The sequence below is a fragment of the Micromonospora sp. RHAY321 genome (assembly GCF_023896955.1).
Taxonomy (GTDB): domain Bacteria; phylum Actinomycetota; class Actinomycetes; order Mycobacteriales; family Micromonosporaceae; genus Micromonospora.
In genome coordinates, this window is the sequence record NZ_JAMHIW010000004.1 from 66262 (window position 1) to 88607 (window position 22346).

Sequence of the window (22346 nt, forward strand, 5' to 3'; positions counted from 1 at the left end):
GATGCGGTGACCTGCGGTTCGGGCTACCGTCGCAGGCGATGGTCTCCACCGGTCCCTCCCCCGCGCCACCGATCGGAACGGCGCCACCCGTACCCGACGAGATAGCGACGTTCGCGCTGGCCGACCTGGCCCGTGACCCGGGCTGGCGTAGGCCGGTGCTCGTCGAGCAGGAGTTGCTGATCCTCACCACCCGTGGGCACGGCGACGCCGAGCTGGATTTCCACCTGCTGCCGTGCCGACCGGGCACGCTGCTGCGGGTCCGTGCCGGCCAGGTGCTGCGCTGCGCCGGCCCGCAGTTCGACGCCACCGTGGTCGCCTGGGACTCCGAGGCGCTACGCGGCTTCGACGTCGACCCCGACGCTCCGACCTGGCGGCAGTTGGCCGGCGAGGACGAGGACGCCGTGATCACCGAGGTGAGTCAGCTCTCGGTGGACTGCCAGCGGCACGGCGACAGCTCCGCCGCCCGTGCGCTGCTCCGCCACCAGCTCGCCGTACTCCTGCTGCGACTGGCCCTGCCCGGCGCGGACCGGCCTCCGCCGCGCGCTGAGATGGAGACGTTCCAGCGGTTCTGCCGCGACGTGGAGCACGGCTACCAGCACACCCGCCGGGTGGAGGACTATGCGGCCGCGCTCGGCTGCTCGGTGCGGACCCTGACCCGCGCCTGCCTGGCCGTCACCGGACGCAGCGCCAAACAGGTCATCGACGAGCGGGTCGCGTTGCAGGCGAGCCGGCTGCTCGCCGCCACCGACGAGCCGATCGCCCGGATCGGCCGGGACCTCGGCTTCTCCGAGCCCACCAACTTCGGCCGCTTCTTCACCCGGGAGGTCGGGGTCAGCCCCGGCGCGTTCCGGGCCGCCCGCGACCAGCCGGCCGGCCGGGTGGTCCGGCCACGGGCGCCCGCGGAGCCGACGAGCGCCAACGGCGGGCGTTTCCGACCGGGCACCCCCGGCGAACCAGCCAACGGCGGTCACGCCACCCGACCCTGGTAGCCCGCGAGCCCGGGCAGCGTCGGCAGGCGGGCATGATGGCAGGGTGCAGATCTCCGCGCGCGGCGACTACGCGGTACGGGCGGCGCTCAGCCTCGCCACCGCGTACCCGTCGCTGCTGTCCACCCAGGCCATCGCCGCGGAGCAGGACATGCCCCGCAAGTTCCTGGAAGCGGTCCTGGCCGATCTGCGCCGGGCCGGCGTCGTCCGCGCCCAGCGCGGCGCCGAGGGTGGCTACACGCTCGCCCGCCCGCCGCGCGAGGTGACCGTCGGCGCGGTGCTGCGCGCCGTGGAGGGACCTCTCGCCGGGGTCCGTGGCCTGCGCCCCGAGGAGACCCGGTACGAGGGTTCGGCCGAGAACCTGCCCGGCCTGTGGGTGGCGGTGCGCGCCGCCGTGCGTCGGGTCGTCGACGAGGTGAGCCTCGCCGAGATCGTCAGCGGCCGGCTGCCCGCCCACGTCCGCAAGCTCACCGCCCTGCCCGACGCGTGGGAGCCTCGCTGACCCCGGTCAGAGGGTCCGCACCACCTCCGAGGTGCTGAGCCGGGGCAGGCGGGCGTGCCAGGCGTCCGGGCCGGGTCGACCCAGGTTCATCAGGAGCAGCGTCTCGTGCCGGCCGTCGGGGAAGAACTCCCGGGTCACGCCGGCCGCGTCGAACCCGGCCATCGGGCCGGCGGCGAGCCCGGCGGCGCGTACGCCCACCAGCAGGTACCCGATCTGGAGTGCCGCGTTGAAACGGGCCTGCTCGGCCCGCGCCGCCGGGTCGGTCAACCAGTCCCGGGCGTGTGGTCGGTGCGGGAACAGCTCGGGCAGCCGCTGGTGAAAGTCGACGTCGGCGGCGAGGACCGCGGTCAGCGGTGCGGTGGCCGTCTTGGCCCGGTTGCCGCTGGAAAGGTGGGGCAGGAGCCGTGCCCGAGACTCCGGTGAGCGCAGCAGCAGCACCCGCAGGGGCTGGCCGTTGAACGCGGTCGGCCCGTACCGGACGAGGTCGTGGATGGCCGCGACCTGGGCGTCGGTGACCGGCTCGTCGGTGAACGTGTTGGCCGTGCGGGCCGCCCGGAACAGCAGGTCCTGGGCGGCCCGGTCCAGCGCGAGCAGGTCGGGCGCGGCGGGTGCCCTCACGCCGGCACCGGCGGGACGGCGGTGGTGTAGCCGCCCCGGTGGTGCACCAGCGGCGCGCCGTCGCCGCCGTCGCCCACTGCCAGCGGCTCGGCGATCACGAGGCTGTGGTCGCCGGCCGGCACCCGGTGCACCACCCGGCAGAGCAGCCGGGCCAGCACTCCGGTCAGCAGCGGCACCCCGAACGGCCCGGCCGTCCAGTCGGGGTACGCGGCGAACCGGTCGATGCCGCTGGTCGCGAAGATCCGTGCGGCCTCCCGCTGACCCTCCGCGAGCAGGTGCACCGCCACGTGCTCGGCCCGGGCCAGCACCGGCCAGCTCGACGAGTCGACCCCGAGGCAGAACGAGACCAGCGGCGGGTCCAGCGACACCGACGTGAACGAGGTGGCGGTGAACCCGGCCCGCAGCGGCGCGCCGATCCCACCCAGGCAGGCCGGGTCGGTGGCCCGGGCCACGGCGGTGACGACGGTGACGCTGGTGGCCTGCCGGCGCAGCACCGTACGGAACAGGTCCCGATCCACCGGCCGCAGGTCGGCGAGGTCCGTCGGGGGACGCTCCACGGTGGTCACGCCGGCACCAGCACCGGTGCGGCGTACCCGCTGGCCGGTCGGGGCAGGCCGTAGTGCTCGCGCAGGGTCCGGCCGGTGTACTCGCTGCGGAACAGGCCCCGGGCGCGCAGCACCGGCACCACGTGGTCGACGAAGTCGGCCAGCCCGCCGGGCAGGTGCGGCGGCATGATGTTGAACCCGTCGGCGGCGCCCCGGGTGAACCACAGCTCGATCTGGTCGGCGACCTGCTCGGGGGTACCGACGACCACGCGGTGGCCCCGGCCGCCGCCGAGCCGGCCGATCAGCTGCCGGATGGTGAGCCGTTCGCGGCGGGCCAGCTCGGTGACGAGCTCGTAGCGGCTCTGCTGGGCCTGCGTACCCCCGGCTGGCAGCTCCGGGAGGGGCCCGTCCAGCGGCAGGCCGGTCAGGTCGACGCCGAGGATGCCGGCGAGCTGGGCGAGCGCGTACTCGGGGACGATCAGCTCCTCCAGCTCGGCGGCGAGGGCCTGCGCCTCGGCCTCGGTGCCGCCGATCACCGGGGCGATGCCGGGCAGGACCTTCACCAGGTCGGGGTCCCGGCCGACGGCGGAGACCTGCCGCCGCAGCTCGGCGTAGAAGCTCTGGCCGTCGGCGAGGGTCTGCTGGGCGGTGAAGACCGCCTCGGCGTACCGGGCGGCGAACCCGATCCCGTCCGGCGACGAGCCGGCCTGCACGAGCAGGGGCCGGCCCTGCGGCCCTCGGGGGATGTTCAGCGGGCCACGCACCTGGAACTCCGGCCCGCGGTGCGCCACCTCGTGCACCCGGTCGGTGTCGGCGATCACCCCGGCCGAGGTGTCGAAGACCAGCGCGTCGTCCTCCCAGCTGTCCCAGAGCTTGATCGCCACGTCGACGAACTCGGCGGCCCGCCGGTACCGGTCGGCGTGCGCGGGGTGGCTGTCCCGGTTGAAGTTGACCGCCTCGCGTTCCTGCGCGGAGGTGACGATGTTCCAGCCGGCCCGGCCGCCGCTGAGGTGGTCCAGCGAGGCGAACTTGCGGGCGATGTGGAACGGCTCGTTGTAGGTGGTGGAGACCGTCGCGATGAGACCGATGTGTTCGGTCACCGCGGCCAGTGAGGCGAGCAGGGTCAACGGTTCGAAGACGGTGTGGATGTTGTGCCGGGGGTTCGGCCCGACGGAGAGCCCGTCGGCGAGGAAGAGCGAGTCGAGGGTGCCGCGTTCGGCGATCCGGGCCAGCTCCTGGAAGTGCCGCACGTCGGTGACCCGGCGCGGGTCAGTGCGGGGATGCCGCCAGGCGGCCTCGTGGTGGCCGACGCCCATCAGGAACGCGTTGAGGTGCAGGGTTCGGGTCATTGGTGTCTGTCCTATCCGGCGGAGACGTCGACGCGCCAGGTGGAGAAGCGGCGTTCGAGGGCGACGAGGAGCTGGTTGACGACCAGGCCGATGGCGGAGATCGTGATGATCCCGGAGTACATGTCGGTGATCGCGAAGTTGTACTGCGCGTAGTTGATGAGGTAGCCGAGCCCGGCCTTCGCGCCGACCATCTCGGCCGCGACCAGCACCAGGATCGAGTACGCCCCGGCCAGCCGGATTCCGGTGAAGATCGTCGGCACCGCTGCCGGCAGGATCACCTTCTGGAACAGCCGCAGGTGGTTGAGCCCCATCGAGCGGGCCGACCGGATCAGCAGCGGGTCGACGCCCTTCACCCCGGCGATCGTGTTCAGCAGGATCGGCCAGGAGCAGGCGTACAGCACCAGTGCGATCTTGGACGTCTCCCCCAGGCCGAGGATGAGCACGAAGACCGGCAGCAGGGCCAGCGCCGCGGTGTTGCGGAACACCTCCAGCAGCGGGCTGAGCAGCTCCGCGAGCGGCCGGTACCAGCCGATCAGCAGCCCGAGCGGGATGGCGGTGAGCACGGCCAGGCCGAGCCCGGCCAGCGACCGGGTCAGGCTCGCCCCGACGTGCTCGGCGAGCTGTCCGGTGCGCAGCAGCTCCCACCAGGCCACCAGCACCTCCGACAGCGGAGGCAGGAAGACCCGGTCCACCAGCCCGAGCCGAGGTGCGACCTCCCAGATCGCGGCCAGCGCGATGATCGCGACACTGCGGTGCAGCACCTTCCCGCCCACGCCGAGCAGCCGACCGGTCAGGCCGGGTGGGGCGGGGTCGGCCGCCGCGCCGGGCACGGCGGGCGGGGCCGCCAGCCGGGTGGGACGTTCGGCGATGTCAACCAACGCGGGCCTCCTCGGTGCGGGCCACCGCCGGCGCGGCACGCTGCGCGTCGGCTCCGGCCGGGGCGGCGGTACGACCACCGGCTGCTCCGGCGTGGGCGGTGCGGCTGCCGGTCGCGCCTTCGGCGGCCTGTGCGGCGCGCACCTCGTCGCGCAGCAGCGTCCAGATCTGGTGCCGGTGGTGGCGGAACGCGTCGGTGGAGCGGACGTCGTCGACGGCGTCGCGGTCGCCCAGGTCGATGTCGATGACCTCCTTGACCCGTCCGGGTCGGGAGGTCAGCACCGCCACCCGCTGGCCGAGGTGCACGGCCTCGTCGATGCCGTGGGTGATGAACACGATGGTCTTGCCGGTGCGTGCCCAGATCCGCACCAGCTCGTCCTGCAACGAGTCGCGGGTCTGCGCGTCGAGCGCGGCGAACGGCTCGTCCATCAGCAGCACGTCCGGGTCGTACGCGAGGCTGCGGGCGATCGCGACCCGCTGCTTCATCCCGCCGGACAGCTCATGCGGGTAGCGGTCGGCGAAGCCGCGCAGGCCCACCAGGTCCAGGTGGTGGTCGATCAGGTCGGCGCGTTCGGCCCGGGGCACCCCCTTGGCCTCCAGTCCGAACGCGACGTTGCCGGCGGCGGTGCGCCAGGGCAGCAGCGCGTACTGCTGGAAGACGATGCCCCGGTCCAGGCCGGGGCCGGTGACCGGCCGGCCGTCGACCAGCACCTGCCCGCCGGTCGGCGCGGTGAGCCCGCCGAGCAGGTCGAGCAGGGTGGACTTGCCGCAGCCGCTGGGGCCGACGACGACCAGGAACTCGCCGGGGCGTACCCCCAGGGTGACCCGGTCCAGCGCGGTGACCGCGCCGGCGGCGCCACGCCGGGTGGCGCGGACCGGGAAGGTCTTGCTCACCGCGTCGAAGAGAATCTTGTCGGTGCTCACGCGCCGCCCCCGTCCACGAAGGCGTTGAACCGGTTGGTGTAGATGTCGGTGGGCTTCGGCGGGTCGCCCCGGAGCTCGCCCTCGGCGGCGAGCCAGTCGATCCAGGTGCGGAACTCCCGCTCGTCGATCACGCCGCCCCGACCGGCGACGCCGCTGCTCTTCCAGTACGCGACCAGCGACGGGTCCTCGTTGCGGCCGCGCTTGGCGATGATGTCCCGCATCCGGGCGACCACGGTCTCCCGGGGCTGGGTTCGTGCCCACTCGATGGCCTTGCCGACCCCGGTCACGAACGCCTTGACGGTCTCGGGGTTGCGTTTGATGAAGTCGTCGCGGAAGACGTAGGTTCCGGCGCTGAACGCGCCGAGCAGTTCGTGGTCGGTGAAGACGGTGCGAATGCCTCCGCCGGCGACGGCCTTGTCGCGGATCACCCCGCCGAGCACCGCGACGTCGATCTGCTTCTGCCGCAGCGACTGCTCGGTGTTGACCGGTGGCAGGGCGACCAGTTCGACCTGCTTGATCTCTGCAGGGGTGAGCCCGCCGCGGGCGAGCCAGGTCTTCAGCACGGCCTCGGCGTGCGCGCCGAGGGTGTTCATGCCGACCTTCCTGCCGATCAGGTCGCGGGGGCCGCGGATCGGGCTGTCGTCGAGCACGTAGTAGCCCTGGAAGCTCTGCGCGTCGGAGCCGTAGTAGCTGACCACGGCGGTGATCGGGGCGTTGGCGGCGGCGAGCTTGACGATGGCGCCGTTGAACGCGCCGCCGAAGTCGCTCTGCCCGGTGGCGGTGGCCTGGATGTCCTGCGGGCCGCCGGTGACGTTGCCGATCCAGTTGAGCCGGACGTCGCCGAGGTAGCCGAGGTCGGCGGCGAGTTCGGGGAGGGTGACCTGGCCGACGGAGCCCTGGTAGCGCAGCTCGGCGGCCTGTCCGGCGCCGGCCTGGGCGTCGCCACCGCAGCCGGCGGCGCCGGCGAGCAGGGCCAGCACGGCGGCGGTGGCGAGGGTACGCAGGACGGCATGACGGGGTGGGGACATGGGGAGTCTCCTGATCTGTCCACGATGGGATCGCGGGGACGCCCAGGTGCTGGGCGCGAAGGCACGCTGCTCCGCGTTGAGCGCGGGCGGTGGGAGTGCGGCGATGGAGCCGAGCCGGATGGACCGGTCAGCTCAACAGAGCGCGCTCGCGTGCCGGACCAGGTCGACGTGCACGCGAGCGGTGAGGAGAAGCTCATCCCGCTGCGACATGACCTCATGCTGCCGTCGGCGGGATCGACCGGTCAACGGTCTTCCAGAAGGTGAGATCTGTATCGCTGACTATGTTACGAGCCGTCACGAGCAGCGTTTACCGCCGCGCAACACCTATCTGTTGAGTAGGGATTCGCCGCGCGTCGTGGCGCACCGTCCAGGTCGGACAGGGAGAGAGTTTCGGAATTCGCCGGTTCGGGCATGTTCGATCTCGACACGGCAGGGAACGGTGACGAAGGGAGTCCTCCGATGGGCCTCATGTTTCGCAAGCGCAAGAAGTACGGTCCGATCATCCTGAACTTCACCGAGAACGGCTTCTCCTCGTGGAGCATCAAGATCGGGCGCTGGTCGTGGAACTCGAAGGCCAGGGCGCACCGCGTCGACCTGCCGGGTCCGCTGTCCTGGAAGCAGGACAAGTCCCGGTCCTAGAGTCCCGGGAGTCGAGCGGGGTGCCGGTGATCCACCGGCACCCCGCTCGGTGTCCGAGTGCCGGGGGACACAGGCCGGTGCGCGGGCTCAGCGCCGCACGGTGATGATCTCGTCGCCGGCCAGCCGGCCGCCCTCGCGCTCGCGGCGCACGTCGCCCGCCTCGATCAGGGCGGCGAGCGCCCGGTTGGCGTCGGCGGCCCGGTAGACGGTGGCCGTGAGGGTGTGCCGGCGCAGGTCGGTGACCGGTCGAGAGCCGCCCCGGCGCAGCTCGGCCAGCAGTTCGCGGGCCAGCGACCCGGGGTCGGGATCGGCGGCCACGTCGACCGGCGCGCCTGCCGGGTCGACCGGGTCGCGGTAGCGAACGTCGAGATCCGCGCCGACCGCCCAGAGTGCGTCGCGGACCGCCTCCAGGCTGCGGTCCGAGCGGCTGCCGAACGCGATCACGCCGGCCTCGCCGTCGGGGAAAACCGGCGCCACCTCGGCGACCAGCGGGAAATTGGCAGCGAGGAGAGCGTCGCGGGCACCGCTGCCGGCGTGCAGCAGCACCTCGCCGGCACGGCCGTTGCTCGCGGCGGTGAGCAACTCCGGGGTGGCGGCGCCGGGCAGGTCCACGAAGCTGAACAGCGGGGCGCCGGCCGCACCGGCCGCCTTCACCGCGACCGGCAGCCGGTCCGGATTGCCGGGCAGCAGGTGGACGGTGACCTCGGCGGGCAACTCCGCCTCGACGGGGCCGAGCCGGGCCGCCAGGTCAGGCGCGCCGTCGGCCAGCACCAGCACGGTCACCCGCCGGCCCCGGAGCTGGTCGGCCTGCCCGGCGATCACCCGCAGCGCGGCCTCCGCCCCACCGGCCCAGGTCACGGCGACGGTGGCCCGGCGGGAGCGTTGCAGGGCCGCGGGCAGCCAGGTCGTCAACTGGCGGACCAGCAGCTCGCGGAGGAAATCGGTGGTCCGGTCGGTCGGCATCGGTCCGTTCTACCGTATGACCGGTCAGGCCGGGACGGAGATCCCCACCCCGCCCCGGGTCTGCCCGCCGTAGCGCTGCCGCTCGGCGGCCAGGTCGAGCCGGCCGATCCGCTTGCGCGCGGCCAGCGCCGCGTCGTCGAGCCGGTCAGCCGGGACGAGCCAGACGATCTCGAACTCCAGGCCGTCCGGGTCCTGCCCGTAGAGGCTCTTGGTGGTGCCGTGGTCGGAGGTGCCGACCAGCGCGCCGGCGGCGGTGAGCCGCTCGGCGGTGGCGGCCAGCTCGTCGAGGGTGTCGACCTCCCAGGCCAGGTGGTACAGCCCGACGGTGGCCCGGCCAGCGGTGGACCGCCCGGCGCCGGCGCCGATCTCGAACAGGCCGAGGTCGTGGTCGTTGGTCGAGTCGGGGGCCTGCAGGAAGGTGGCGCCCCGGAAGCCGTCCGGGGTCATCGCCACCGGGCGGAAGCCCAGCACGTCGCGGTAGAAGGCGACGCTGCGGGCGAGGTCACTGACGTAGAGGACCGCGTGGTTGAGCCGGTGGATACCCATGGCACCAGGCTAGCGCGGTTTAGTTGAGCGTTCAACCACCTCGGGTATGATGGGGCTCATGACCCGCTGGCTGGACTCCGACGAGCAGCGCACCTGGAGGGCGTTCCTCACCGCCTCCCGAGCGCTGATGGACACGCTCGACCGCGAGCTGCAACGCGACGCGGGTATGCCGCACGCCTACTACGAGATCCTGGTCCGGCTCTCCGAGGCCCCCGACCGTCAACTGCGGATGAGCGAGCTGGCCGACGCGGCCGGGTCGTCGCGCAGCCGGCTCTCCCACGCGGTCGCCCGGCTGGAGGCGGCCGGATGGGTGCGCCGCGAGGAGTGCCCCACCGACCGGCGGGGACAGGTCGCGCTGCTCACCGACGCCGGCTTCGCCACGCTCGCCGCCGCCGCACCCGGCCACGTGGAGGGAGTACGCCGGCACCTGTTCGACGCGTTGAGCCCGGCCCAGGTCGACCAGCTGCGCCGCATCAGCGAGACGCTGGCCGAGCACCTGACGAGATCCTGACCGATCGACACCGGCGCGGGTCTTGTACTTACCGTCGTCAAATGAGCACGATGGGGCGTGTCCTCCGGCTTCGGCGAACTGACTGATCAGGCGCACCACCTCGTGTCCGCCGGCGACCTGGCCGGCGCGCAGCGGCTGCTCTCCGACGCCCTCACCGACGCCGACCCTCGCCCGGCCAACTCCACCCCCGAGCTGGCCGAGGCCGCCAGCCTCCAGGCGCGCGTGCTGGTGGCCCTCGGCGAGCCCCACTCCGCCCGGGGCTGGGCCGCCTTCGCGTACGCGGCCACCAACCGGCTGCACGGCCGCTCCGACCCCCGCACGGTGGCCGCCGCGGCGACCCTCGCCGCGGTGCTGCACCGGGTCGGCAGCCACTCCCGTGCCGCCCGGCTCTACCAGGAAGTCATCATCGAGCTGACCGCGCAGGACGGCCCCGAGTCGCTGCGGGTGCTCGCCGCTCACGCCGACCTGGCCACCGTGGAGTACGCCCGCGGCCAGTGCACGGTGGCCCGCGACCGGCTCCAGGACGCCTGGGAGCTGCACCGCGAGGTGTACGGCGACGGGCACCCCAGCGGCATCAAGATGCTGGCCCGTCTCGGGGCGATGCAGCGCGACTGTGGCCAGTTCGCCGAGGCGCACGACAACCTGGCGCTGGCCCGCGAGCTGTGCCGGCAGCACCTGGCCGCCGACGACCCGCTGTCGGTGCAGGTGGCGGCACTGGCCCGGGCGGCTGCCAACCCCGACCACGTCTGCGCCGACGACCAACCCACCGTCCGGGACGCCCCGACCGTGCCGGCTGCCCGCACACCGCCGCACCGCGACGGTCGGGTCGAGTCCGGCTACCACCCGCCGGAGCCTGGGCCGGCGCACTCCGGCCCGGCGGCAGGCGCTGCCGCGGCCGGTGGCGGGGTCGCGGCTGGCGGCCCGGCGGCCACCGGCGGCGGACCGGTCGCTGGCGGCGGACCGGTCGGCGGCGGCGTGCCGAATCCCCGCGTGCCGGCCGACGAGCCCGGCGGGTCGGCCGGCTCGTGGTGGCCGCCCGGTCCGGTGGACGAGCCGACGCCGCACCCCACCGAGCCGCCCGTGCCTCCGTCCGTGGTCGGCCTCGCGGGCGGCACGGAAGAGGCGTCCGGGGTGTACCGGCTGCACCGACCCGGCGCACCGCCCGAGCCCGACGCACCGGCGGAGCCGTACTCGCCGGCTGATCCGTACTCGCCGGCCGAGTCGTACCCGCGGTCTGACCCGTACACGCCGGTCGAGCCGTCCACACCGGCCGAGCCGTACACGCCGTCGCGGCTGCTGCCGGTGCCCGTACACCGGGCTCCGCCGCCACAGCGCAACAAGCTGGTGCCGGTGTTGGTGGGCGGCGTGGTCGTGGTCCTGCTGGGCGCCGCGGCCGTGATCGCCGGGGTGGCCCGGGTCGGCGACCGGGACAACCAGGCGCCGGCGCCCGACACCGGCTCCCCCAGCGCCGGCCCCGCGCCGGCCACCACGAGCGCCGCCCCGGCCGCCAGCGGCGCCACCCCGTCCGCCGGGGCGCCGCCCGCGGCCGCACCCGGCACGCCACCGGGCACCGTGACCCTGCGCGACAACCGGGACAACATCGCTCTGAACTGGACCTACCCGGCCGGCGGTGAGGGGCCGGTGGTCGTCTCCGGTGGTCGGGCCGGTCAGGGCAAGACCGCCTTCGCCACGCTGCCCGCCGGCGCCACCAGCTTCGTCGTCTACGCGCTGGGCCGCACCAACGACTACTGCTTCACGGTGGCCGTCGTCTGGTCCACCGAAACCGTCGCCAGCGCCGACGAGGTCTGCACCCGCCGCCGCTGAGCGTGCTGAGTCGTCCCGTGACAACCGCTCGTCACGGTGTGGCCGCCTCGCGGCCCTCGTCGGTCGGTAGCGCCGGCAGCAGCAGACGGACCCGCAGCCCTCGCTGGTCGTCGCCGTCGGTCAACGTGATGCTGCCGCCCGCGCGGCGCACCAGCTCCCACACGATCGCCAGGCCCAGGCCGGCGCCACCGTCGTCCCGGGCCCGCCCGTCGTCCAGCCGGGTGAACCGACCGAAGACCCGCCCCCGGTCGGCCACCGGGATCCCCGGGCCGTCGTCGGTCACCGTCACCAGGTGGTACGCCGCCTCCCGGTGACTCGCAGGCGTCGCCTCGGCGGCGAGCAGGACGCTGCCGCGCGCGTGCCGGACCGCGTTGTCGACCAGGTTGGCCAGCACCCGGCGCAGTTCGTCGGCGTTCCCGACGGTCCACAGCGGGCCGCTCGATGGCGCCACCCGCACCGGCGCCGACGGGTACCGGGCGGCGACCTCGGTCAGCAGGGCTCCCAGCTCCACGGGCCCGGTCCCCCGCGCCGGTGGCGTCTCGTCCAGGCGTGCCAGCAGCAGCAGGTCGTCGACCAGCCGGCTCAGCCGCTCGGTATCGGCGAGCAGGTTGCTGGTCACCGCCGTCCAGTCGGTACGCCCCGCGAGGCGCTGAGCCACCTCCAGCTCGGTCCGGATGTTGGTCAGTGGGCTGCGCAGCTCGTGTGCCGCGTCGGAGACGAACGCCCGCTGCCGGTCCCGGGCGGACTCCAGCCGGTCCAGCATCCCGTTCAGGGTGACGGCCAACCGGTGGATCTCGTCGGCCGAGGCGGGCACCGGCAGCCGGCCGGTCCCCGCCCGCCCGGTGATCTCCTCGGCGCCCCGGCGCAGCGCCTCCACCGGCCGCAGGGTCGCGCCCACCACCCGCCAGGCGACGCCGGCCAGCCCGGCCACCAGCAGCGGAAACGCCACCAGCAGGATGGTCCGGACCACGTGCGTGCTGTGCCGCACGTCGGCCATCGAGCGGGCGACCAGCACGGTCAGCGGGTCGGCGGCGGTCCCGGCGGGAACGGTGACCACCCGGACCGGGCCGGCGAGACCGACCCGCTCGGCCGGCACCTCCAGCCGTTGCCGCCGGTCGGGGTCGAGCCGCTCCGGGCGGACCATCGGCACCAGCCGGTCCGCGTCGATCGAGGCGGCCCGGATTCGACCCTGCGCGTCGACCACCTGGACTCGGACCTGCCCGCCGGCCACCGGCAGCGGATCGGGCAGCGCGTCCTCGGCGGCGAGCAGGGCGACCGCGTCCGCGGTCCGGAACGCCTCGGTGTCCACGGTGCGCTGCAACACGTAGCCGAGCGCCCCGAGCAGCACGACCCCGCCGAGCGCCAGCCCGACGGCGAGGCCGAACACGCCGATCGCCATGAGCCGGCCCCGCAGCCCGAGCACCGGCAGCCGGCCGCGCCACGGCCGGCCGGCGGCGCCCAACCGGCCGTTGGCGGTCCGGTCATCGTCGTGCCCGGTGGGCCGGGCACCCGGTGGAGGCCGGCGTCCGGCGGTCTCCTCGCCGGCGGTGGTCGCCGGGTCGCCCGCGAGGGCGGGTGGCGTGCCGGCGGTCGGGCCGGCCGGCACGTCGGTGCTCATGTCGCCAGCCGGTAGCCGGCACCCCGGACGGTCTCCAGCCGGTCGCGGCCGAGCTTGCGCCGCAGGTAGCCGACGTACACCTCGACCGCGTTCGGGGCGGTCTCCAGGCTCGCGTCCCAGACGTGATCCAGCAGCTCGATCTTGGAGACGACCTGACCGGGCCTGCGCATCAGGTAGTCCAGCAGCGCGAACTCCCGGGCGGTCAACGTCACCTCCGCGTCGGCCCGGGTGACCCGCCGCCGGGCCGGGTCCAGCCGCAGGTCGCCGACGGCGAGCACCGCCGGGCGCTCCGGCGCGCCCCGGCGCAGCAAGGCCCGCAGGCGTGCCAGCAGCACCACGTACGAGAAGGGTTTGGTGAGGTAGTCGTCGGCGCCGCAGTCCAGACCGTCGGCCTGGTCGTACTCGCCGTCCTTCGCGGAGAGCATCAGCACCGGCAACCAGTGCTGCTCGGCGCGCAGCCGCCGCACCAGCTCGTAGCCGGAGAGGCCGGGCAGCATCACGTCGAGGATCATCGCGTCGTACCCGCCGTGCCGGGCCGCATCCAGGCCGGCCGGGCCGGTCGCGGCCACATCCACGGCGAATCCCTCCGCCTGCAGGCCACGTTGCAGGGCGGCCGCCAACCGGGCCTCGTCCTCCACCACCAGCAACCGCACGCTTCAAGGGTGCCACCCGGGTCAATCGAGGCGGATCGGCGTCCTCAGCACGTTCACAGCGACCACCGGGCAGGATGGTCGCAGGAGGTGCCACCATGTCCGTTCTGAGAAGCCGTCCTGTCCTGCGTTGGCTGGTCCCGGCGACCGCCGCCGTCGCCGTCATCGGGGGCGGCGCCGCGATCGGCACGTTCGCCGCCGAGGCCGAACCGAGCCTGCCGCCGCGTACCGCCGCACAGCTCCTGGTCGACCTGCAGACCTCCCGGCTGGAAGGGCTGTCCGGGACCGTCGTGCAGCGGGCCGACCTCGGTCTGCCGCCGCTGGTGGGGATGGTCCCCGGCAACGACCTGACCACCCTGCTGAGCGGCACGCACACTCTGCGGGTCTGGTACTCCGGGCCGGAGCGGCAGCGGGTCGCGCTGCTGGACACCCTCGGCGAGCGGGACGTGATCCGCAACGGCCGGGACGTGTGGACGTGGGACAGCCGCACCAACACCGCCAACCACCGCACTCTCGCCGGCGCCGGCAAGCCGGCCCCCGAGGCCCAGCCGAACCTGCCGGCCACCCCGCAGCAGGCCGCCGACCTGGCCCTGGGTGCGATCGACCCGAGCACCGAGGTCAACGTCGGGCGGTCGGCCACCGTCGCCGGCCGGGACGCGTACGAGCTGGTGCTCCAGCCGCGTGACAAGGACTCGCTGGTGCACCAGCTGCGGATCGCCATCGACGCCAAGCAGCACGTGCCGCTGCGCTTCGAGGTGCTGGCCAAGGGCAGCGACCAGCCGGCGTTCGAGGTGGCGTTCACCCAGGTCGACTACCGGCGTCCCGACGCCGACCAGTTCACCTTCAACCCGCCGCCCGGTGTGACCGTCACCGAGGAGACGGCCGAGCGACCGGCCGCGGGACGGCCCGGGCATCCCGCGCCGGCCGGTGACCCGCAGGTACGGGCCGTCGGCACCGGCTGGACCACCGTGCTGGTCGCCCGCCTCGACGGAGCCACCGGCGGCAAGCCGGCCGGTGACAAGCCGGCCGGGGCACCGGAGACGGACATGTCGAAGCTGCTCGGCGGGCTGACGGCGGTCAGCGGTGACTGGGGCAGCGGTCGGCTGCTCGCCGGCAAGCTCTTCAGCGTGCTGCTCACCGACGACGGCCGGGTCCTCGCCGGCGCGGTGACGCCCGAGCGGCTCTACCAGGCCGCCCGCGGCTGATCGACCGTTGTCGCGCCGGGTCGACCCAACGGTCGGCCCGGCGCGTCGTCGTGTCAGGCGCCGGTGGTCACGCCGAGGGCGGTGAGGAACGCGTCGGCGAGCACCGCGTGGCCGGGCAGGTGGGGGTGCACCCGGTCGTCGGCCCAGCGCTTCGCCGGGCTGACCGTCAGCACCCGGTCGAACGCCGCCTGGGTGGGCACGTGCACCGCGTCGAACTCGGCGGCCAGCGCGGCCACCACGGCGGCGTACCGGTCGGTGTCGGCGCGCTGCGGGTCGCCGCGGTCGGTCTCGATCAGGAACGGGTCGCCGAGGATCAGGCCGCAGCCGGTGGCGTCCACCGCGCGGCGAAGCAGGTCGCGCAGGGTGCGCTCGTACTCGTCGATCGGGACGGCCTCGTCGGGCCGGTCGCCGTAGCGCCGCCAGATGTCGTTGATGCCGATCATCACGGAGAGCCAGTCGGGGCGCAGGGCGATCGCGTCCTCCGCCCAGCGGGCGGCCAGGTGCCGCACGGTGTCCCCGCTCACACCCCGGTTGACCCACTCCAGCTCCACCTCGGGGTGGCGGGCGCTGACCAGGGCGCGGACCAGACTCACATAGCCCTCGCCGTACGGCGCGGCGGCGGCCCGCCGGCCGCAGTCGGTGATGCTGTCGCCGATGAAGACCACCCGTTGCCCGGTCCGCAGGATCATCCGCCGCCACCTCGCGATCACCCGGGCGCGCCGGCCCGTCCGGCTTGGTCGGAGCCGACGGGACGCGCTATCTTCAACAGTTCTAGGGCACAAAAAAGAACGGCTTGAAAGCCGTTCCTGCAGAGGATTCTAATCTTAAGGGAGACGGCTTGTCAAGGCATTCCGGCGGTTCCGGCGAATTGCCGCTCGACGACGAGATCGGCCGCGAGCAGGAGTACGTCTCGATGCTCTACGACCGGCTGGACGGGCTGCGTGAGCAGGCCGCCTCCCGGCTCACCGACGAGCTGCGCAACACCGGCGGCACCCGCCAGGACCGCTCCCAGCGGGACAGCTCGGTAGCGATGTACGCCGACCAGGTCGAGCAGTTCTCCGCCGTCGAGGACGGGCTCTGTTTCGGTCGTCTCGACGGCGACGACGACTCCCGCCGCTACATCGGCCGAATCGGCATCTTCGACACCACCGGCGACTACGACCCCCTGCTGATGGACTGGCGAGCCCCCGCCGCCCGCCCGTTCTACCTCGCCACCGCCGCCAACCCGCAGGGCGTCCGCCGCCGCCGGCACCTGCGGACCCGCCAGCGGAAGGTGACCGGGCTCAACGACGAGGTGCTCGACATCGACACCGCCGCTCCGGACGCCCACGAGGAACTCACCGGCGAGGCGTCGCTGCTCGCCGCGCTCAACGCCGGTCGCACCGGCCGGATGCGCGACATCGTGGAGACCATCCAGGCCGAACAGGACCGGATCATCCGCGCCGATCTGCCCGGGGTGATGGTGGTCCAGGGCGGCCCGGGCACCGGCAAGACGGCCGTCGCGCTGCACCGGGCGGCGTACCTGCTCTACACACACCGGCGGGAGCTGTCCAGCCGGGGCGTGCTGCTGGTCGGCCCGAACGCGACCTTCCTGCGCTACATCTCCCAGGTGCTGCCCACCCTCGCGGAGACCGGCGTGCTGTTGCGTACCCAGGGTGATCTCTTTCCCGGGGTCAGCGCGCAACGGGCCGAGCCGGCCGGGACCGCCGCGCTCAAGGGCCGAGCGGTGCTGGCCGAGGTGCTGGCGCTGGCCGTACGGGACCGGCAGTGGGTGCCGGACGAGCCGCTGGACATCGAGGTGGAGCGGGAGGCGCTGACCCTCGACCCGGAGACCGTGCGTACCGCCCGGGACCGGGTGCGCCGCACCGACCGGCCGCACAACCTGGCCCGGGCGCTGTTCGACGTGGAGATCGTGCACGCGCTCGCCGACCAGGTGGCCGAGCGGATCGGCGCCGACCCGCTGGGCGGGGACAACCTGCTCGACGAGGCCGACCGGGCCGAGATCCGCCGGGAGTTGCGGGAGGAACCGGAGATCCAGGCCACCCTCGACCGGCTCTGGCCGGTCCTCACCCCGCAGCGCCTGCTCGCCGACCTGTACGCCGACCCGGACCGGATCGCCGCCGCCGCGCCGATGCTCACCGACGAGGAGCGGGCCCTGCTGCACCGCGAGCCGGGTGGCTGGACGCCGGCCGACGTGCCGCTGCTGGACGAGGCCGCCGAGCTGCTCGGCGAGGACGAGCGGGCCGCCGCCGCGCGACTCGATCGCATTCGCCGGATGGAACGGGAGTACGCCGAGGGCGTGCTGGAGATCGCCCGGGGTTCCCGCTCGATCGACGTCGAGGACGAGGCCGAAGGCGGTGAGATCCTCGGCGTGACCGACCTGATCGACGCGGACCGGCTGCTGGAGCGGCAGGAGGAGGCCGACCGGCTGACCACCGCGCAGCGCGCCGCCGCCGACCGGAAGTGGGCGTTCGGCCACGTCATCGTGGACGAGGCGCAGGAGTTGTCGCCGATGGCGTGGCGGCTGCTGATGCGCCGCTGCCCCAGCCGGTCCATGACGATCGTCGGGGACGTGGCGCAGACCGGCGCGCTCACCGGCACGCCCTCCTGGGCGGACGCCCTCGCCCCGTACGTGGCGCAGCGGTGGCGGTTGACCGAGCTGACGGTCAGCTACCGCACCCCCGCCGAAATCATGGCCGTCGCCGCCGACGTACTGGCCGAGATCGACCCGGGCCTGCGGCCCCCGCGCTCGGTGCGGGAGAGCGGCGTACCGCCGTGGGACCGGGCGGTGCCCGACGAGCAGTTGGCGGCGGAACTGGTCGCCGCGGCCACCCGGGAGGCGACCGCGCTGGCCGAGGGCCGACTCGGCGTGATCGTGCCGGCCGGTCGGGTGGACGAGCTGGGCGCGGCGGTGACCACCGCGCTGCCGGAGGCCGCCGTGGGCGAGCATCCGGAGCTGGAGAGCCGGGTGGTGGTGCTGACCGTCGCGCAGGCCAAGGGGCTGGAGTTCGACTCGGTGCTGGTGGTCGACCCGGACCGGATGGTCGCCGAGTCCCCGCGCGGGCGCAGCGACCTGTACGTCGCGCTCACCCGCGCCACCCAACGCCTCGGCGTCCTGCGGCCCGGCCGCTGACCCGCGCCGCCCCCACCGATCTGCCGGTCGGTGGGGACGGGCGGGCAGGACCGCATCGACCGGTCAGTCGCTGGACGTGTCCCTGATGGACTTCGCCGGCCCGGTCGCCGACGTGGACTGGTCGCTGGTGCTGCCGCCCATCGGCGTGCCCAGACCGCCGGTGGTGGCGTCGCCGGTGGTGGTCGGCGCCACCTTGCCCGGGTGCCGTTCCGGCTGCCGGGCCACCCGACGCACGCTCGCCGGACCCGCGGTGCCACCGGTGGTGGTCACGGCACCCTGACCCCGGGTGGGGCCACCGTCGCGCAGCACCTGCGGGTCGACCCGTTCGTGCGCCGGATCGAGCGGGTCGTCGCGCTGGATCTGGCTCTGCACGTCGGTACGGGGCACCGTCACCTCGTCGAGGGCGCCCTCGCCGTACACGCCGCCGGCGATCCTGTCTTCCGCCCGGCGGGCGGCCTGCTGCCGCATGTCGTCCTCACGCATGTCCATCACCTCGCAGAAGCTGTGGAACTGATTGCGTGCCCCGCCACCGGCCGGCCAAACCCGCCGTGACCGGGAGGTCGTCCACCCCGGTTCACCGTCGCGCCGCCCGCCGGCCGCCTACGCGTCTTCCCTGGTGTCCATGCTGTCCGGCGACCGGTGGGAGACGCCCGCCGGCAGGAGGGGATGACAGCGTGCGCACAGTACGCCGTACCGCCATCGCTGCCCTGGTGGCCGCGACGGTGACGACCGGGCTCGCGGTGCCCGCCCAGGCGAAGCCGCGACCGGACCGGACATTCGACGTGCAGGCCCACCGCGGCGGCCTCGGGCTGCGGGTGGAGAACACCCTCGCCTCCTTCGGCAACGCCCTCCAGCTCGGGGTGACCACCCTCGAACTGGACGTGCAGATCACCGAGGACGGCCAGGCCGTGGTCACCCACGACCGGAAGATCACCGGCACGAAGTGCGTCGACACCGCCCCGGTGACCGCGGGCGACCCGGAGTTCCCGTACGTCGGGAAGTACGTCAACACGCTCACCCTGGCCCAGGTGCGCACCCTCGACTGCGGTTCGAAGACGCTGTCGGACAAGCCCGGGCAGCTCGCCGTCCCGGGTGCCCGGATGCCGCTGCTGCGTGAGGTCTTCGCGCTGGTCAACCGCTACGGGGCCAAGGACGTGAAGCTCAACGTCGAGACCAAGGTCGAGGCCGGCGCACCGACCGAGACCGCGCCGCGTGAGCAGTTCGTCCGGGTCACCGCGGCCGAGGTCCGCGCCGCCGGGATGCTCAAGCAGGTCACCATCCAGAGCTTCGACTGGGGCTCCCTGATGCGGATGCGCCAGGTCGAGCCGAAGCTGCCGTTGGTCGCCCTGACCAACTACGACTTCCTGCAGACCGGTCAGCCGGGTGCCTCGCCGTGGCTCGGCGGGCTGGACATCGACAACTTCGGTGGCGACCCGATCCGGGCGATCCGCAGCTTCGGCGCCAGCGCCTTCTCGCCGGTGCACGGCTCGCCGCAGAACGGCACGGTCACCGACCCCGGCTACAAGCCGTACGTCACCAGGGAGATGGTGGCCGAGGCGCACCGGTACGGCATCAAGGTGATCCCGTGGACGGTCGACGACCTACCGACCATGGCCAAGCTCATCGACGACGGCGTGGACGGCATCATCACCGACTACCCGGACCGGCTGCGCGGCCTGCTGGCCCAGCGCGGCTACCGGCTGCCGAAGGCGTACGCGGCGCCGTTCGACATCCAGGCGCACCGCGGCGGTCGGGCCACCCGACCGGAGAACACGCTGCCGGCGTTCTCCAACGCGCTGGCCAACCGGGCCATCTCCACGCTGGAACTGGACACCGGCGTCACCGCCGACGGCAAGCTCGTCGTGCTGCACGACCGCACGGTCAACGGGTCGCACTGCGTCGACACCGCCCCGGTGCGCCCCGGTGACCCCCAGTTCCCGTACGTGGGCAAGCCGGTACACGAGCTGACCCTGGCGCAGCTCAAGACCGTCGACTGCGGCACGAAGACCTTGCCCGAGCTGCCCGCGCAGGTGCCCGCGCCGGGTGCCCGGATTCCCACCCTGGACGAGGTCTTCGCCCTGGTGAAGGCCAGCGGCCGCAGCGACATCGGGATGAACATCGAGACGAAGATCAGCCCGGTGGTGAACGACACCGAGCCGTACCGCAGCTTCACCCGGAAGCTGGTCGACGCGATCCAGCGGGCCGGTTTCACCAACCGGGCCACCATCCAGTCGTTCGACTGGCGCACCATCACCTACGCCCGCCAGCTCGACCGGCGGATCGGCACGGTCGGTCTGGTCTGGCAGTACGGCCCGGCCGAGTGCGCCACCCTCGCCGACGAGTGCTCGCTGCAGGCGGTCTACGGCAACCCGTCCGTGAAGAGCCCCTGGACCGGTGGACTGGACTGGTGGAAGTACCAGGACCTGGGCAAGCTGACCCGGGCCGCGGGCGCCGGCACGGTGTCCGCCAACTGGCAGGTGCACGACCCGAAGCAGGGCACCGTGGCCTCGGCCGACTGGTACCTGCGGGAGAACCCGGCGTACTTCCACGGACCGGACGTACGGACCCTCCAGACGCGCTACGACCTGAAGGTGATCCCGTACACCGTCGATGACGCGCGGGTGATGCAGCGGGTCATCGACCTGGGTGTCGACGGCATCATCACCGACGACCCGGACCTGTTGGTGAGCGTGGCGATCCGCAACGGTCTGCGCTGACCTGCGCTGACACGCTGACCACCCGAACGCCGGCCGGCATTTTCCGGCCGGCGTTCGGTGTTACCTGCTCGGGCGCCTCGGGTAGTCGGGGGTTGTCCCCGCCACGAACGCCAACCCTGCCGTGGCCGAAACGCGGTAGCGGGGCGAGGGAATGCAGGTACGACTCATCGCATCCTGAGGAGGACCAGATGAGCACGCAGGCTGCTTCCACCAGGCCCATGAACCGACCGACGTCGGACGTGCAGAACCCCGCGTCGATGCAGGACCGGGCCACCCGGCAGATGCCGGTCGTGCAGGACGGGCGTCGGAACGACATGCAGGCACCCGGCACGGAGACCAAGCAGGCGTTCAAGACCACAGAGTTCTGGGTCTACATCGCCGCGGTGATCGCCGTACTGGGCGCGTCGCAGGTCGTCGGCAGGAACTCCGCTGGGGTCGACATCTTCCGGGCCGACAACGCCTGGTTCATGATCACCCTGCTGACGCTGGGTTACCTCGGTAGCCGAGGCCTGGCCAAGGCCGGCAGTAACTACCGTAGCGCTGAGGAGCGCAAGGCCCGGCACTGACCGGGTACGCGTAGCACAGCAAACGGTGGCCTCCGGGAGAACCTCCCGGAGGCCACCGTCGCCTGTGGACGGCTACTCGTCGAAGCCGCCGAAGTCTCCACCCATGTCGCCCTCGAAGGCGTCCTCGATCATTTCGCCGGCGACCATGCCGCCGGCGACGCCGAGCGCCGCGCCGGCCACCATGCCGCCCATCCCGTGCCCTCGGCCGTGGCCGTGACCCGGGCCGAAGCCCTGCGAGCGCAGGCTGCCGTAGCGCGACGTGGTCTCGCGCAGCCAACCGTCGACGACCTGCGCCCAGTCGACGCGGTCGGCGTCGGCGTGCGACACCTGGTAGCGGCCGAACGCATCGTGCCCGGCGCTGAGGAAGCCGCCCCGCTTGTCGCACTCCAGGATCACGTCGACCCCGCGCTGGCTGGTCACGAAGGTCAGCTCGACCTCCCTGATCGTGTTCGCGTACTGCGGCGAGGCGAAGAACTCGATCTCCTGGTAGAACGGCAGCGTCTGCTGGACGCCCCGGATGTGGCCGCGCTCGAGGTCGGCGTGCTTGAACCGGAAGCCGAGCCGCTGGAACGCCTCCAGGATGCGCTCGTGCACCGGCAGGGGGTGCACGGCCACCTGGTCCAGGTCGCTCTTGTCCACCGCGCGGGCCACCGCCAGCTCGGTCCGCAGGCCCATCGTCATGCCGTGCAGGCGCTGGCCGTAGACGTCGGTGATCGGGGTCTCCCACGGCACCGGCAGCTGGAACGGGATCGAGAGCTGCTGCTTGGGCGCGAGCTGGAGCGGGCCACTGACCGACATGCGGTGGAACTCCATCGTGCCCGCGTACTCGGTGTCGTGTCCCTCGACCTCGACCCGGGTGACCAGACCGATCACGACCTGCTCGATGGCCGCCGGGCTGTCACCGCCGACGAGGTTGACCTGCCCGTCGAGGGTCAGGCCGGGTCGGGTGTTGGGGTTGGTCAGCACGGTGTCCACGCTGGGACCGCCCACACCGAACGCGCTCAACATCTTCTTGAAGACCATCGGAACTCCTGTGCGACAGCCGACCGCTCCAGGATGGAGTCGGACGTTGACTCGTGGGCACCTTATCCAGGGGCCCTGTGAGGTGGCTGTGAAGTACCGACGCCCACCACGCTGCGTTTCCGG

The 22346-nt window shown here is 73.3% G+C and carries 23 protein-coding genes; 9 read left to right on the forward strand and 14 right to left on the reverse strand.

The window, feature by feature from the left end:
* Nucleotides 1-38: 38 nt before the first annotated feature.
* Complete coding sequence (locus M8C17_RS11405) at nucleotides 39-989, forward strand: AraC family transcriptional regulator (RefSeq protein WP_252416411.1); 951 nt, start codon at nucleotides 39-41, stop codon at nucleotides 987-989.
* A 43-nt stretch (nucleotides 990-1032) separates the two neighbouring features.
* Nucleotides 1033-1488: an Rrf2 family transcriptional regulator gene (locus M8C17_RS11410; protein ID WP_210785538.1), complete on the forward strand. Its 456-nt coding sequence runs from the start codon at nucleotides 1033-1035 to the stop codon at nucleotides 1486-1488.
* 6 nt (nucleotides 1489-1494) lie between these two features.
* On the opposite strand, the gene M8C17_RS11415 is transcribed toward M8C17_RS11410, so the two are convergent.
* From M8C17_RS11415 to M8C17_RS32290, 7 genes are all read right to left on the reverse strand, one after another.
* Nucleotides 1495-2106 (reverse strand): malonic semialdehyde reductase, encoded by a 612-nt coding sequence (locus M8C17_RS11415; RefSeq protein WP_252416412.1) that lies wholly within the window; start codon nucleotides 2104-2106, stop codon nucleotides 1495-1497.
* Nucleotides 2103-2672: a flavin reductase family protein gene (locus M8C17_RS11420; RefSeq protein WP_252416413.1), complete on the reverse strand. Its 570-nt coding sequence runs from the start codon at nucleotides 2670-2672 to the stop codon at nucleotides 2103-2105. The genes M8C17_RS11415 and M8C17_RS11420 overlap by 4 nt, the downstream gene beginning before the upstream one ends.
* The gene (locus M8C17_RS11425; RefSeq protein ID WP_252416414.1) at nucleotides 2669-4000 is read right to left on the reverse strand and encodes an LLM class flavin-dependent oxidoreductase; all 1332 of its coding nucleotides are present in this window, start codon (nucleotides 3998-4000) and stop codon (nucleotides 2669-2671) included. Before M8C17_RS11425 ends, M8C17_RS11420 begins: the two co-directional genes overlap by 4 nt.
* 11 nt (nucleotides 4001-4011) lie before the next feature.
* A complete protein-coding gene (locus tag M8C17_RS11430; RefSeq protein ID WP_252416415.1) occupies nucleotides 4012-4878 on the reverse strand; it encodes an ABC transporter permease in 867 nt (288 codons plus the stop codon).
* Complete coding sequence (locus M8C17_RS11435) at nucleotides 4871-5800, reverse strand: ABC transporter ATP-binding protein (RefSeq protein ID WP_252416416.1); 930 nt, start codon at nucleotides 5798-5800, stop codon at nucleotides 4871-4873. The genes M8C17_RS11430 and M8C17_RS11435 overlap by 8 nt, the downstream gene beginning before the upstream one ends.
* Nucleotides 5797-6828 (reverse strand): ABC transporter substrate-binding protein, encoded by a 1032-nt coding sequence (locus tag M8C17_RS11440; RefSeq protein ID WP_252416417.1) that lies wholly within the window; start codon nucleotides 6826-6828, stop codon nucleotides 5797-5799. Before M8C17_RS11440 ends, M8C17_RS11435 begins: the two co-directional genes overlap by 4 nt.
* Before the next feature lie 132 nt (nucleotides 6829-6960).
* A complete protein-coding gene (locus M8C17_RS32290; RefSeq protein WP_349881247.1) occupies nucleotides 6961-7038 on the reverse strand; it encodes a putative leader peptide in 78 nt (25 codons plus the stop codon).
* Nucleotides 7039-7287: 249 nt separating this feature from the next.
* On the opposite strand from M8C17_RS32290, the gene M8C17_RS11445 reads away from it, so the two are divergent.
* Nucleotides 7288-7467, forward strand: a complete 180-nt coding sequence (locus tag M8C17_RS11445) for a DUF4236 domain-containing protein (protein ID WP_030333600.1) — start codon at nucleotides 7288-7290, stop codon at nucleotides 7465-7467.
* Between the two features lie 87 nt (nucleotides 7468-7554).
* Here M8C17_RS11445 and M8C17_RS11450 read toward each other — a convergent pair whose 3' ends face one another.
* Together M8C17_RS11450 and M8C17_RS11455 are read right to left on the reverse strand one after the other, a co-directional pair.
* Nucleotides 7555-8430, reverse strand: coding sequence for a hypothetical protein (locus M8C17_RS11450; protein ID WP_252416418.1), 876 nt, complete (start codon nucleotides 8428-8430; stop codon nucleotides 7555-7557).
* A gap of 24 nt (nucleotides 8431-8454) precedes the next feature.
* On the reverse strand, nucleotides 8455-8976 hold the full coding sequence (locus M8C17_RS11455; RefSeq protein ID WP_252416419.1) for a VOC family protein: 522 nt from the start codon (nucleotides 8974-8976) through the stop codon (nucleotides 8455-8457).
* 49 nt (nucleotides 8977-9025) lie between these two features.
* Here M8C17_RS11455 and M8C17_RS11460 point away from each other — a divergent pair, with 49 nt between their 5' ends.
* Both M8C17_RS11460 and M8C17_RS11465 read left to right on the forward strand, forming a co-directional pair.
* Nucleotides 9026-9487 carry a MarR family winged helix-turn-helix transcriptional regulator gene (locus M8C17_RS11460; protein WP_252416420.1) on the forward strand — a complete coding sequence of 154 codons (462 nt, stop codon included), beginning with the start codon at nucleotides 9026-9028 and terminating at the stop codon, nucleotides 9485-9487.
* Nucleotides 9488-9544: 57 nt separating this feature from the next.
* Entirely contained in the window at nucleotides 9545-11311 is a 1767-nt protein-coding gene (locus M8C17_RS11465; RefSeq protein ID WP_252416421.1) for a tetratricopeptide repeat protein, read from the forward strand.
* Nucleotides 11312-11342: 31 nt separating this feature from the next.
* On the opposite strand, the gene M8C17_RS11470 is transcribed toward M8C17_RS11465, so the two are convergent.
* Both M8C17_RS11470 and M8C17_RS11475 read right to left on the reverse strand, forming a co-directional pair.
* The gene (locus tag M8C17_RS11470; protein ID WP_252416767.1) at nucleotides 11343-12710 is read right to left on the reverse strand and encodes a cell wall metabolism sensor histidine kinase WalK; all 1368 of its coding nucleotides are present in this window, start codon (nucleotides 12708-12710) and stop codon (nucleotides 11343-11345) included.
* Between the two features lie 215 nt (nucleotides 12711-12925).
* Nucleotides 12926-13582, reverse strand: coding sequence for a response regulator transcription factor (locus M8C17_RS11475; RefSeq protein WP_252416422.1), 657 nt, complete (start codon nucleotides 13580-13582; stop codon nucleotides 12926-12928).
* Between the two features lie 95 nt (nucleotides 13583-13677).
* On the opposite strand from M8C17_RS11475, the gene M8C17_RS11480 reads away from it, so the two are divergent.
* Entirely contained in the window at nucleotides 13678-14784 is a 1107-nt protein-coding gene (locus M8C17_RS11480) for a sigma-E factor regulatory protein RseB domain-containing protein (protein WP_252416423.1), read from the forward strand.
* 53 nt (nucleotides 14785-14837) lie between these two features.
* Here M8C17_RS11480 and M8C17_RS11485 read toward each other — a convergent pair whose 3' ends face one another.
* Entirely contained in the window at nucleotides 14838-15473 is a 636-nt protein-coding gene (locus tag M8C17_RS11485; protein ID WP_252416424.1) for an SGNH/GDSL hydrolase family protein, read from the reverse strand.
* Nucleotides 15474-15697: 224 nt separating this feature from the next.
* Here M8C17_RS11485 and M8C17_RS11490 point away from each other — a divergent pair, with 224 nt between their 5' ends.
* Nucleotides 15698-17917 carry an ATP-binding domain-containing protein gene (locus tag M8C17_RS11490; protein ID WP_252416768.1) on the forward strand — a complete coding sequence of 740 codons (2220 nt, stop codon included), beginning with the start codon at nucleotides 15698-15700 and terminating at the stop codon, nucleotides 17915-17917.
* A gap of 63 nt (nucleotides 17918-17980) precedes the next feature.
* Here the strand turns inward: M8C17_RS11490 and M8C17_RS11495 are convergent, their stop codons facing one another.
* Nucleotides 17981-18400 carry a hypothetical protein gene (locus M8C17_RS11495; RefSeq protein WP_252416425.1) on the reverse strand — a complete coding sequence of 140 codons (420 nt, stop codon included), beginning with the start codon at nucleotides 18398-18400 and terminating at the stop codon, nucleotides 17981-17983.
* 191 nt (nucleotides 18401-18591) lie between these two features.
* Here M8C17_RS11495 and M8C17_RS11500 point away from each other — a divergent pair, with 191 nt between their 5' ends.
* Entirely contained in the window at nucleotides 18592-20634 is a 2043-nt protein-coding gene (locus M8C17_RS11500) for a glycerophosphodiester phosphodiesterase family protein (protein ID WP_252416426.1), read from the forward strand.
* A gap of 188 nt (nucleotides 20635-20822) precedes the next feature.
* Nucleotides 20823-21200 carry a hypothetical protein gene (locus tag M8C17_RS11505; protein WP_252416427.1) on the forward strand — a complete coding sequence of 126 codons (378 nt, stop codon included), beginning with the start codon at nucleotides 20823-20825 and terminating at the stop codon, nucleotides 21198-21200.
* A gap of 72 nt (nucleotides 21201-21272) precedes the next feature.
* On the opposite strand, the gene M8C17_RS11510 is transcribed toward M8C17_RS11505, so the two are convergent.
* A complete protein-coding gene (locus tag M8C17_RS11510; RefSeq protein ID WP_252416428.1) occupies nucleotides 21273-22223 on the reverse strand; it encodes a sporulation protein in 951 nt (316 codons plus the stop codon).
* Between the last annotated feature and the right edge of the window lie 123 nt (nucleotides 22224-22346).